Here is a 10,993-nt window from a genome sequence, read left to right as displayed (position 1 = left end):
GCTCAGGCCGACCATGAACTAACATAAACCCCGGACCACTCAGTGGGGACCGGCCACTCCGATGCACCATGCAGCACGTACTGGCCCGGCGTGGAGCCGGTGCTGTATGGAATAGCGTGATCATCGCCGAGTTGAGCCAACGCGTGTGCGAGCATCTCCCAATCTCGTTCATCTGTCGCTTGCACCATGACATCGATCAGGGCTTGGCCAAACGTGCTTGAAGCGGGCATCCGAATTCCACTTCCAGGTTCAGGTCGGTCGAGCCCGCGATTTATAGCTCGGGCTTCTGTGAAAAGACTGTCATCCAAAATGACGCGCCGATGGCCGCGAGCCCACGAACGATATTGTCATCCAGCTCCTCCTCCCAGGTCTCGTCGAAACATTCTACGATGATCGTTACCCGGACCTTTTCGACACCAAGCTCATTCTTCAGTTTCTCTGCGTTTGCGACGAGACGCGGCAGGAAAGGGTTCAGGTGATCGATCAGGCTATCGCTCCGGACATCGTCTCGCGTGTCATACGACCATCGTCCGGTCTTCGCGACACGACCCCTCGATTCTTCTCCCATCCGGATCGCATTCGTCGGCTTGATCCCGATCGTATCGGATACCAGATCGGGATCGAGATGGTCGCCCCAGAGAATGACCGAAGCATCTATCATTGTTTCTCTACCCCATGGTCACTTGCTCTGGTGTTACACCAGCCGCCTCGTGATCAAGTCGATGACCGTGGGCGCGACGATCTACGGCAACTCTGCTACTGCCTTAGGAGAGGTGGTGAAAAACATCCAAATCATCGACCGTGCGGAAAACGCCACGTTCAGCATCTTCCAAGCCACCGACGAGGAGTTCGACCTCATCTTCATCGGTGATCAACAGGATATGGAATTTATCGAGGATTTCCTTGCTCGCGTCACGCCGGACGTAGCGACGAGCGTTCTCACCCTGATCTGGGAACGCTTTATCTTGAAGCGAGACGCCCAAGGCATTCACGGCACGCTCTACTACGAATACGAGAGCCGCCGCCGATGTTTGCCGGTGTCGAAACGCGAAGTCGATTGGGCCGAAAGCGCGATCGACGAGGCCCAGCGAAGGCTTTTCGCCAGCCGCCGTTGATCTGGCGATGGCTACCGGAGCGGAAGAGAACCACCGGAAGGGCCAAGCGCCGTGAAAGTCGAGCCGATCATAAGCCGGTCAGGGCACACCGTTCGATCAGCACCTTGTCAAACCACGATGCGGATGATGAATGAACCAGCGCTCTGCGTGCCGATCCAAGAGGGTTTCCGTGAACATTCGTATGCTCGCCTCGGCTGAAGCCATCATCGTTCTGGGCTCTCTGCTCGCTGCCCCAAAGGCCGAGTAGGCCCTGGCGCACGCCCGTGATGTTCATCATCGCTCGGCACGGCCGCGTTTGGTATCGCGTTCTTCATGCTTCGACGCCGATCGTCCTGGTCCCGAGCGATCGCCGCATACTTCTTGTCCACCGCAGTTGGATTCGCGCTCGCGACCGCGCTGTTCCTTGGCACCCTTCACGTCCTCAAGATCCAAAAGCGTTGGGTTGTCGAGCAATACGCGGAAGCGTCTTGGCTGGCCCTGTTGACGCCCCTGCTCGGCATCTGGATGGCTTGTAATGCCCGAAAGAAAATCTTGGGCCTGGACCGTCAAGTGGCGCGGCTTCCTGATGTCCATTGAGTGGGCCGCGCGAGGTCAGGACTTCGCTAGTTCAGCACTGGCTGACACAGCCATAGCAGACAGACTTGGGATGGGAGCGCGCCCTCCTTCTTGCGAGCGAGCGAGAATCTTGATCCCGCCCCTATGACATGGAGCAAAGCGCATGACATTGACTGCATGGATCTTCGTCGAAGATATGCGTAGCAAGGGCCATGCAAATGCGCTTTGGACCCGATGGATCGGCTGGGAGTGTTCAATGCGCGCGCAAGTCTTCTGCGGGTTTCTTGCCTTCGGCCTTCTGGCGATCACGCCGCATATGTCCCAGGCTGCTGGCCTGCGAAACGTAATGACGGGTCCGTGGATCAAACAAGCGAGACGACCTGAGCCGGGCCTCGCAGCTTGGGCATCGCTTGTGCGTAGTCGCATTCTTCGAACTGTCCCACGATCGTCGCCAGGATTTGCTGGATCGGCCTCTGTCGGCGTTGTCTTTATCGTCGATAGAAGTGGTGCGCTCATCGGAAACAGTGTTTCGCAAAGTTCCGGATATGAATTCGTTGATCTGGCTGCACTTCGGTTGATCACGAAAGCCGCGCCATTCACCCCAATCCCGAATACCGTGACTCAGCAGTTCGTAAAAATCGGCATAAGGCTGCATTTCAACGGCGGATAGCGCGGCTTGGCGATAGGCCAAAGGACGATTGCCGATCAGGAGGCCGCCTCTGCGCCATGGCGCTTCCGTGTAGGTCCGAGCGCATGGCCGCGATTGGTTTTGCCCGGCAAGATCGCTTGGCGCAGCCATGCTGGTGGATCGCGAGCGCGGCCTGTATTCCATGCTCGGGAAACGATCGTCCTGGCTCGAAGTAGGCCGGACATATTTCGCGTCCACTGCGCAGGCCTCAGTCCTATCACGCGTCGACGCTATGCTGGAAGGCTTCGAAACGGTGGTGGGCGAGCGTCAACTCAAGCTATCTGGTGGCGAGCGCCAGCGCATTGCCATCGCTCGTGCGCTATACGACGAGCATGCACTGCTCGTTCTCGACGAAGCGAGTTCGGCGCTCGCCGACCAGACCGAGAGACAGATCATGGACGGCTTGCGCGATCTCGCCGACCGTCTCACGATCATCGCCGTGACCCATCGGACCTCGATGATCCGTCCCGGCGATCAGATCGCGCACATCGATGCGGCAGCATTGCTCGGCAAATAGTTCCAATACATAGGTGAGCGAATGAAGGATCGGGCGACGGCCTGCGGTGTTTTGGCGATCGGCTTGGTGTTTGCAGCCGGTGGTCGGTGGCGGGGAAGCCGGTTGCTAGTGCTACTATTGCAACTCCGGCAGCTGCAACCCAGGCTAGCAGATCTTGACGAGGAAAATTTCGCTATTCGGTGATGCGATCAGCATGTCTCTCCAAAAGCGCGGCTTCGTCTTGAAGGGTGCGCAGCTCTTCGGCGAGGGCCGCGAAGTGTCGAACAGTTTCCGGCGAAAATTCAATGCCGTTACGCTTTGCCGCCCAGCGATCAGCCGACGATTTAACTGGCCATTTTACCTTTGGGCCGTTCAAATCTATCCTATATGACAATGCGAAGCCTCCTCGATTTCCCCGTTGCAATGTAAGCAAACGGGACAAAGATGCACACGCAGCGTTCAACTAATTGTCACCTCTACAGCCAAGAAAATTTGTCGATCTCCCCCCACCGAGAAACGCCCCGATGAAGCCGCCCTTTCCCCCGAAGGGCAGATTCTTCGTCTCAAGCTGCCTTGTGTGGCCGCCCACGGCCCCTGGTCGCAGCCGGTTTCCGTCCAGCGGCACCTACGATCCCCAGGCCGCTCTGCTTGGCCAGCGCTGAGCGCTGCGCCGCATAAGAAGGCGCCACCATCGGGTAATCGCGAGGCAGCGACCACTTCGCTCGATAGTCGTCTGGCGTCATGCCGTAGGCGGTTGCAAGGTGTCGCTTGAGCGACCTGAACTTCTTGCCGTCCTCCAGGCAGAGGATGAAATCCGGGGTGATGGATTTCTTTATCGGTACGGCGGGCGCCCTCGCTTCTTCGACCACCTGCGTTGTCTGTCCAGCAGCGAGTGCGGAGAGCGTAGTGTGAACGGTGCCGATGATCTCGGCAAGATCGCCTGAACGAACTGAGTTGTTCGACACATATGACGCCACAATGTCAGAGACGATGTTGAGTATCGACGCCTGGGAAGCGCTTCGTAGGTTACTTCAGTCATTTCAGGTCCGGTGTTTTTCCATTGAGTGGCATCAAATCGTTTGACCCGCATCATGCGCATAGGCCAGAGCAAGGCGAAACCTTACTTCTCTGCTCAAAACGTTCGCGAAGCGGTTTATCTGAAGCTCTTGGCCAACGTCTTTTTTTGGTCACCGATATTTAGGAGCCGAGGCCAATTGACTTGCGGTCTTGTGGTGAAGGGATACATGCTTTGAACCTCAAGAAGATATGGAGGGCCGCGTATGACAGTTCGGTAACATCACGCCCCCGCAATCGCCGCGACGATGCGTAGGATCTGCCAGTGCGGAGAATAAGCTGTGCCAGCTTTGCCTCGGCTTGATTATCGATATGGAAGTCTTGCCGGAGCAGCAGACAAGCTCGATCGAACGCGCGCGATAATATGTTGCGCTCGATCTCGCCAAGTCCGCGATAGTTCGCTGCATTGATGAAAGCATGCCCGCGCGGTGTGCCGAGCTTTTCTCGATAATGGTGCATCACACTACGCGCACGAACAGGACGCAATAACTGAGACCTGCTGAGGTCAACATTGCGAATCACTCCCGAAAAGGGACTTTCTTATAGCTCAGCTTAAGTCGTGAAGTTAAGTAGATTCAGCGATTAGCAAATTTGATAGCCTGCGCATCCCGCTGCTGATTGCCGAGAATGGAGTAATACCGCTTGGTCGGAGCCTCGGCTGACCCGAGCGCAGCGAAGCGGGAATGAAGGTATGTGTGGCAGAGGCCGTATCGATTTGCGCCGCTTGCGTGTCGGCCGTTCCATTCATTCGAGGGCGGCTTACCCTCGTATGATATCGTTGGCAGCCGGGTCGTCACCTGAGACACCTCTATCGAAGGCGGCTCCTAAGCTACTTCATACAAGTTGATCGACGTAGGACCTCCGACTGGCGGGATCTCGCCTGCCGAAGGGTTCGTAAGGTGAAAAAAGCCAGTCAGGCCTTGCAAGGTCTTGGCCTTGGTCGAGAGGGCGTCGGCGACATCACTGGCCTCTTCTACCATGATCGCATTCTGCTGGTTGGAATGGTCCATCATATGAACTGAGCTGCTGATACTATCGATGCCGATCGATTGCTCATGTGCAGAAAGAGCGATTTCCGATATGAGCGCATCGACCTTTGCAACACGCTCGACGATCTCCTGAAGTGCGCTGCCGGTGTCTCGCACGAGGCGGACGCCTCGGCCAACACCGCTTGCACTTTCCTTGATCAGCTTCTTGATCTCATTGGCCGCCGTAGTCGAACGTCCCGCTAGGCCCCGCACCTCCTGAGCGACAACCGCAAAGCCTCGACCTGCGTCGCCTGCTCTGGCTGCCTCGATGCCCGCGTTGAGCGCCAGAAGGTTTGTCTGATGAGCGATCTCATCGATGATCCCGACAGCTCTGGAAACCTTTTCGGCGTTGGCGGCGATCTCTGCCATCGTATCGCTCGCCTCGCGCATGACATCCCCGTGGCGTAGCGCATCAGTCTTGGTTTCGAAAACCGCTGCTGCAACATGCTGGACGCCATTTGCGCTGTTCCGTGAGGTAGCCGAAATCTCGTGGAGAGAAGCAGCTGTCTCCTCCAACGCGACCACTTGTTGGCCCGTCCGACGTGACAGACGCTCAGAGGATACAGAGAGATTGCTTGAGATTGTGATCAAGTCGGCCGCTGAAGACGCGATCGACCCGATCATCTCGTGAAACTGGGCCGCTACCGCGTTGAAGTCTGTGCGGAGTTTTTCATATTTACCCGGAAGAATCCCAGAAATCCTATGGTCGAGATGGCCCTCAGCTAGCATCTTCATCGCATATCCAATGGACTCGACGACCCGATCCCGTTCTTGAGAAAGGACATCTGCGGCAGCACGTTCGGCGTGCTCATTCGCCCGCTTCTCGGCGGCGAACGCTGCTTCGGATTTCGCGAACATGTTGTTCAAGCTGCCAATCACCCAAATAAGAGATCCGGCTTCGAGGAGGAGAATGACAGCATGTAGCAGAACACGACTGAAGTCGGATGATCCGACGAAAACTGCCGATGGCAATATGAAACTGAGCATGAAGTGGTGAACGGCGACCGTGACGGCAGCGGCAGCGATGACGGCTCGATCGCTATAAACCACTAGGAGCGCCAAAGCTGCAAAATACGCCATGTGGAGATCTCCTTGCCAAGGCGTGCCAACGTATGACGCCACCAGGATCGAAATCTGCGCCATGAGCGCTATAGCCGACAGCGTGCGGCTCAATGTTGTAGGGCCACCAGAAAGCCAGCAGATGTTGGCCGTAATGGCGCACGCCAGGGCACCCAAGCCGATTGGAACCGCGCTCATGCCTGTGGACATACCGGCAAGAAAGGTGATTGGCACCATCAGCCAGCAAACTAGTACAATCAATGGGCCAGCAAACTTCCGCTGATCCTCCAAGTTGTCGAACAGCATCTTCCTCATCCTGGCCTAAACCGCACGCATTATTTTGGTCGGCGCGTCTCACCTGCGATTCAGGTGTCCGTCCAATCAGAAGATGTATACACCTCAGTTTGTTAACATGGGATGCGAGGACAATATCTGCTGCCTCCGAGAAGCGGAAAGGCCCTCGGCGGCCTCCAACCCCTGTAAAAGGTGTGTGCAAAGCCCATCCTCGCGAAATTCATCTTGTGGAAGGGAAGCTGCGCCGAGCGACGGGCACGAGTTGATCTACATGGCTTCGAAACCATATATCTGTTTCACTATCCCGATGACGTTTACTCGCTTCGAGAGGCGTGATTGGTTTGTTACGAGCGCGATTTCTCCATGTGGTTAGTGTCGCTGAACAATGATTATGAAACTTACAATCTTGCAGGGTGAGACCAGCGTTGTTCTCGAAGGAAAATTTCGCTCCGGCCATCGAAACGGCGTGCCATTTTTTGAGGGCTTCGCGAACAACCCGGACCGAACGCAAGCATTACTTGACATTACAAATGCGACGATCTCGACCGACACAGGCCAAACGTTGCACAATGCTTGGCAAGCAGGGAGTCTGACAATGGATCAATTGCTTAAGGTTCGATTTGAAGGCACGCAGCTTACACGATAACTTGTTCGGGGGCGGCTGTGGCTCTCGCAGTACGTTCAGGAGACCCGGCGCTCAGAACTTCAATGGCGAGAACGGGAAGGCAGAGATGGTTGGTGCGCCAATCAATTTAATGCTTCGTGTGCAGCAATCTCGCAAGAACCATCTCGGCTACAACAGTAGCATCGTAATAGCTTAAGAGCGCGCGACCCGCTGTCCGCTGCCGCTGCCCAAAGCGGATTACTTCAATGGCGACCGCACCGAAAGCAGTGTCTTCATCGACACCTACTTTCAGCAGCACGTTCATTGCCCGATGAAGCATCACCTCGGGTCGGTGAGACAATGATTCGCGTAACCTTTCTATTCAATCTTCTCGACGCACAGCACATTAAACGAGAGATTGAGTTTTTTCGCTTCTGTGCGCCTTGATTGACCGCTACGCTGCTTTCTTGGGTTGTCCGCGACCCTTCGTGGCTACTGCGGCAGGAACAGCTTTGGCAGCGCGGCGATTGTTACCATGGCAGAACGACTTCGCCAACGCCGAGCGCGACGCAGCATAGGCAGGGGCCACCATCGGATAGTCATGCGGCAGCTTCCATTTCGCTCGATAATCGTCAGGCGACATGTCGTACTCGGTGCGCAAATGGCGCTTCAGAGTCCTGAATTTCTTGCCGTCTTCGAGACAGATCAGAAAGTCGGGCGTGATCGACTTCTTGATCGACACGGCCGGTTCTTTCTGCTCTTCGACTACAGTCGGTGGTTGCCCTGTTGCAAGCTCGGTCAGTGTGTTGTGGATGGTCGCGATGATCTCGGCCAAATCGCCTGAGCGAATCGAATTGTTCGACACTTAAGAGGCGACGATGTCACTCGCGATATTCAACAGCGCTGATGCGGAAACGGCTTCTTGATTTTCTTCGGACATGTTCATTCCCGTGATTCACAGACGAACAAACATGAGCCCCTTAAGTGCATCGACACAAGACGTATTTAGTCTTTGATAGTTGTTGCCAACTGCAAATGGCGGTCGCGCCCTCGTTCCGCATCGAGCCGTTTCAGCACCTGCTCCGAGATCTTTGCATCCTCCGCCTTCCGTGCCCAGAACGCAGCAAAGGATGCTTCTTGGCTGATACCGCGCGGCAGCCCGATCATACCGGTCTTGTCCGGGAGATTCATACGCATTTTCTTCAACTTGTACGCGCTGGACCGTTGCGTCGAGCAGTGCGTCGGTTACGCGCTGGCATGGCAAAAGGTTGCACGTACCAGCTATGCGCAACGCAATACGTTCACCTCCCTACGTCGGGGCTCATTCTCACCCATGCCTTCGCGCTGGCGAAGTGCGTGTTGGCTCTCCGTTGCAACGATACGCTTCCCTTGTGCCGTGCGTCGCCGACAGTCGATATTGGCCCCGTGAGTCACCTCTGGTCCGCGCCACACACGGCTGCCGATCAAAGAGCGTCTACGAGGTATCTTTAACATACGATAGGGCGCTTAATGGGTAGCCCGAACATGTCGCGACGGCCTCTCGCAGGACCGCCAATGCTCATAGGGATAATCGACACCACTTCGTACGATTCATCGGAGGCGGCGACCCTCGTTCAGGCTTATGCACAAGCCAGCATTGCTGTTGGAAGCGTCTACAAGCTTGATTACGCAGCACAAGCAAAATTGGCCAAAATCGTCATGGCGGTCGCCAACAGTCGTATCAAAGCCGGTGGTGAGCTGATGACCGCTGACGATTCGGAAAGCGTGGCTACCATCGCAAGCGATCGTTTCCTGCATCTGCTCGCGGGCGGTCGTAACGGATGACCAGCCAGATAGTCAGGCTACACTCCGTATTCGAGCCGTCTCAGGCAACCCTGATTGAACAGGCCTACTCAATCGCTTTCATCGAGCTTGCGCTAGTCAGGGAGCTGGATGAGGCAGTGGCGGAAACTTTAGCCAGGGCAATCCTAATCGTTGCCAATGAGCGCGTCGCAAAAGGCTTCAGCCTTCGAAACCATTGGGATGCCGAGGCTGTGGCTATCATCGCACTTCAGGATCATTTTGGCGTAACCGCGCCTCTTCTACCAAAACTGGACGACGTTTAGGCTTCTGCTGATACAAAACCCGAACGAAGAAACAGCGAAGCTCTGAAGACAACCTTGCCCGAGCCATCGCGAACGCAGGACCTAAAATCGTGATTGGCACCATCAAGCACAAGCTCACGCGCTACGTCGGGCAGGATCGAGGTTGCGGCATCCCGAGCAGCTTTTAAACCAGTTTGTCTACGAAGTCCGTCTGTCTCGGATTCCTTCAAGTGCATCTCAAGCCAGCTACCGACCATGAACTTCCTCTTCGTTTGAGGCGGCGATAAAAGCTCCCAAAAGCCAGAGTTCGAGCCGATAATCGGTCACAGCTCGGCCGTTCCTCAGCACAAGCTGACCGACGGCTATGTTAAACTAGCGGTTTCCGCGTCGCCGCGCCGCCAACGACATCAGACAATCGCTGGCGATTTTTGCCCAGGATCAAGGCGCTAACAGCCTGAATGCGCATAATCAGCTCGCCGCCTGCACCGTCGATAATCGCTGTTGCGGCTTCGGCGATCTCAGAATCGGTATGGCTATCAAGTCTCGCGACGATGTCTACGCCCTCATTGTAGTTCATCGTTGACATCCGCGCTCAGCCTATCTTGGCATATGCCTTTAGGCCGAGATAGTTTACGAATGAGTGCAAATCGATTGCGCAACAAAGATGAAGGGTTGGGCTGATGAGCCGAAGCCAAAGCTAAGCTTCAATGACTGCGACGCTTGTAAATAGGTTTTTCACCGAGTTCCGCGACGGTCAGGGCCTTTGCACTGTCCTCATTCCAAAGTCGCTCACGAACCTCTGACAACACCGCCCTCGCAAGTTGCTGCGCGGCTATGTCAGCTCCGGTCTCAAGAACCGTTCTCGCAGCCTTTAAAAGCAAAGCATCTGCACGGCCCTCAGAAGTGCTAATAATATCAAAAGCTTCTCTGTAGAGCATCAACAAGACCTGTTAGAGCGCCGCTTATGGAAACTCACTTGCGTGCTATTGGTTGCGCACCATCGAAAGCACATATGGACGTAGATAGTTTTTGGGTGTTTGAATCGTATCGTTGGAGGTTGCGAATGCCAAATTTCTATCTGTGGCCGAAGCCTCCCGCGCGAGGAGATAGCTATTGGGTCTATGGAATCGATGCATGGGATGCACGAGACCAAATCGCAACTACGCTTGGTCTAGCGGCCCGTGACGATGAAGCTTTTGGCTGTCACGAAGATGACCGTTTCAAAGCGCCTTTAAACACCATCGTACATGATACTGGTGAATGGACCGAGGTGTCTGTTCCGCATCAATTGCGCTCTGTTAGTGGCGACGACGACAAAGGTGGTCCGGAAAATCTTGAGCTATAATCGAAGGAGATCGATTCGGAAAACGATCCGGCACGTGCCGGTCCTTCGAGGGGTGCCGCTGACCGATTCGAGCAGGGTCGGCATACCTCGTCACTGATGGTGGTTAGCTGGCTGTGGCCGGTCGCCCCCATACTTCCTGCTCCAGTCGCTGACAAACCCATCGTCTGGCACGAATGGTCGGGATAGCGAACTTCGCCATCACTGACCGGCAGTAAAAATAGGTCCGACCACCTCATCGTCTGCGCCAGAGCAGCACGTGGCATCGCCACGTCGATCACCACGGTTTAGGCAGACTTCAAGCTTACCGATGTCGGTGCCCTCGATCGAGATCGTCGTCATTTGCGAGCAGATCTGCAAGGTGCGAAGGGATCGCCATGCCTTCACGCCCGGCTTCCAATTCGAAGATCTAATTGGTCATGACGCCGACCTGCTCGGCGATCGTGGCGAGCATTTTTCTCGTTCGTCTTGCGGGCGGACATTTTGTGATCTGAGATTGTTATGCCGAGTAACGAATCCAGGTAGATTTTTTGTCCAAAACATTATGCCCGTCGTTGAGAAGATATCAGTCCAACACACCTCATCAGCCGCCGCTTCTGGCGTGCCCCCCTTGAAGTGGTCCTCCCTGAAGTATGGCATTTTGCCATGAGGAGG

At 55.5% G+C, this 10,993-nt stretch carries 15 protein-coding genes; 6 read left to right on the top strand and 9 right to left on the bottom strand.

What is annotated here, in order from left to right:
* Nucleotides 1-271: 271 nt before the first annotated feature.
* The gene (locus GSQ79_RS06455) at nt 272-661 is read right to left on the bottom strand and encodes a DUF4279 domain-containing protein (protein ID WP_158807908.1); all 390 of its coding nucleotides are present in this window, start codon (nt 659-661) and stop codon (nt 272-274) included.
* Between GSQ79_RS06455 and GSQ79_RS06450 the strand changes: the two genes are divergently transcribed.
* Entirely contained in the window at nt 642-1,115 is a 474-nt protein-coding gene (locus tag GSQ79_RS06450; protein ID WP_246725135.1) for a hypothetical protein, read from the top strand. The two genes, GSQ79_RS06455 and GSQ79_RS06450, sit on opposite strands and share 20 nt — an antisense overlap.
* Before the next feature lie 273 nt (nt 1,116-1,388).
* On the opposite strand, the gene GSQ79_RS06445 is transcribed toward GSQ79_RS06450, so the two are convergent.
* Nucleotides 1,389-1,664, bottom strand: coding sequence for a hypothetical protein (locus tag GSQ79_RS06445; RefSeq protein WP_158807907.1), 276 nt, complete (start codon nt 1,662-1,664; stop codon nt 1,389-1,391).
* 169 nt (nt 1,665-1,833) lie between these two features.
* On the opposite strand from GSQ79_RS06445, the gene GSQ79_RS06440 reads away from it, so the two are divergent.
* Both GSQ79_RS06440 and GSQ79_RS06435 read left to right on the top strand, forming a co-directional pair.
* Nucleotides 1,834-2,340 (top strand): energy transducer TonB, encoded by a 507-nt coding sequence (locus tag GSQ79_RS06440; protein ID WP_158807906.1) that lies wholly within the window; start codon nt 1,834-1,836, stop codon nt 2,338-2,340.
* Nucleotides 2,341-2,467: 127 nt separating this feature from the next.
* Complete coding sequence (locus GSQ79_RS06435) at nt 2,468-2,875, top strand: ATP-binding cassette domain-containing protein (RefSeq protein ID WP_368669924.1); 408 nt, start codon at nt 2,468-2,470, stop codon at nt 2,873-2,875.
* 172 nt (nt 2,876-3,047) lie between these two features.
* Here GSQ79_RS06435 and GSQ79_RS06430 read toward each other — a convergent pair whose 3' ends face one another.
* The 5 genes from GSQ79_RS06430 to GSQ79_RS06410 all read right to left on the bottom strand — a co-directional run bounded on the left by GSQ79_RS06430 (nt 3,048) and on the right by GSQ79_RS06410 (nt 8,104).
* Nucleotides 3,048-3,230, bottom strand: a complete 183-nt coding sequence (locus GSQ79_RS06430; RefSeq protein ID WP_158807905.1) for a hypothetical protein — start codon at nt 3,228-3,230, stop codon at nt 3,048-3,050.
* A gap of 187 nt (nt 3,231-3,417) precedes the next feature.
* Nucleotides 3,418-3,846, bottom strand: a complete 429-nt coding sequence (locus GSQ79_RS06425; RefSeq protein WP_368669925.1) for a MucR family transcriptional regulator — start codon at nt 3,844-3,846, stop codon at nt 3,418-3,420.
* A gap of 906 nt (nt 3,847-4,752) precedes the next feature.
* Nucleotides 4,753-6,321 (bottom strand): methyl-accepting chemotaxis protein, encoded by a 1,569-nt coding sequence (locus GSQ79_RS06420; RefSeq protein WP_158807904.1) that lies wholly within the window; start codon nt 6,319-6,321, stop codon nt 4,753-4,755.
* Nucleotides 6,322-7,367: 1,046 nt separating this feature from the next.
* On the bottom strand, nt 7,368-7,778 hold the full coding sequence (locus tag GSQ79_RS06415; protein ID WP_246725134.1) for a MucR family transcriptional regulator: 411 nt from the start codon (nt 7,776-7,778) through the stop codon (nt 7,368-7,370).
* Nucleotides 7,779-7,918: 140 nt separating this feature from the next.
* Nucleotides 7,919-8,104, bottom strand: a complete 186-nt coding sequence (locus GSQ79_RS06410; protein WP_158807903.1) for a hypothetical protein — start codon at nt 8,102-8,104, stop codon at nt 7,919-7,921.
* 363 nt (nt 8,105-8,467) lie between these two features.
* Between GSQ79_RS06410 and GSQ79_RS06405 the strand changes: the two genes are divergently transcribed.
* Nucleotides 8,468-8,737, top strand: coding sequence for a hypothetical protein (locus GSQ79_RS06405; protein WP_158807902.1), 270 nt, complete (start codon nt 8,468-8,470; stop codon nt 8,735-8,737).
* Nucleotides 8,734-9,018 (top strand): hypothetical protein, encoded by a 285-nt coding sequence (locus tag GSQ79_RS06400; protein ID WP_158807901.1) that lies wholly within the window; start codon nt 8,734-8,736, stop codon nt 9,016-9,018. The genes GSQ79_RS06405 and GSQ79_RS06400 overlap by 4 nt, the downstream gene beginning before the upstream one ends.
* A 346-nt stretch (nt 9,019-9,364) precedes the next feature.
* Here the strand turns inward: GSQ79_RS06400 and GSQ79_RS06395 are convergent, their stop codons facing one another.
* Together GSQ79_RS06395 and GSQ79_RS06390 are read right to left on the bottom strand one after the other, a co-directional pair.
* Entirely contained in the window at nt 9,365-9,574 is a 210-nt protein-coding gene (locus GSQ79_RS06395; RefSeq protein ID WP_158807900.1) for a hypothetical protein, read from the bottom strand.
* Nucleotides 9,575-9,701: 127 nt separating this feature from the next.
* Nucleotides 9,702-9,935 (bottom strand): hypothetical protein, encoded by a 234-nt coding sequence (locus GSQ79_RS06390; protein ID WP_158807899.1) that lies wholly within the window; start codon nt 9,933-9,935, stop codon nt 9,702-9,704.
* A 125-nt stretch (nt 9,936-10,060) separates the two neighbouring features.
* Between GSQ79_RS06390 and GSQ79_RS06385 the strand changes: the two genes are divergently transcribed.
* Nucleotides 10,061-10,342, top strand: coding sequence for a hypothetical protein (locus GSQ79_RS06385; RefSeq protein ID WP_158807898.1), 282 nt, complete (start codon nt 10,061-10,063; stop codon nt 10,340-10,342).
* Nucleotides 10,343-10,993 lie beyond the last annotated feature (651 nt).

Origin of the sequence: Beijerinckia sp. L45, assembly GCF_009765775.1 — a bacterium.
Lineage (GTDB): Bacteria > Pseudomonadota > Alphaproteobacteria > Rhizobiales > Beijerinckiaceae > RH-AL1.
Note: the sequence above shows the minus strand (reverse complement) of the source record. Positions and strands in the feature narration are given on the sequence as shown.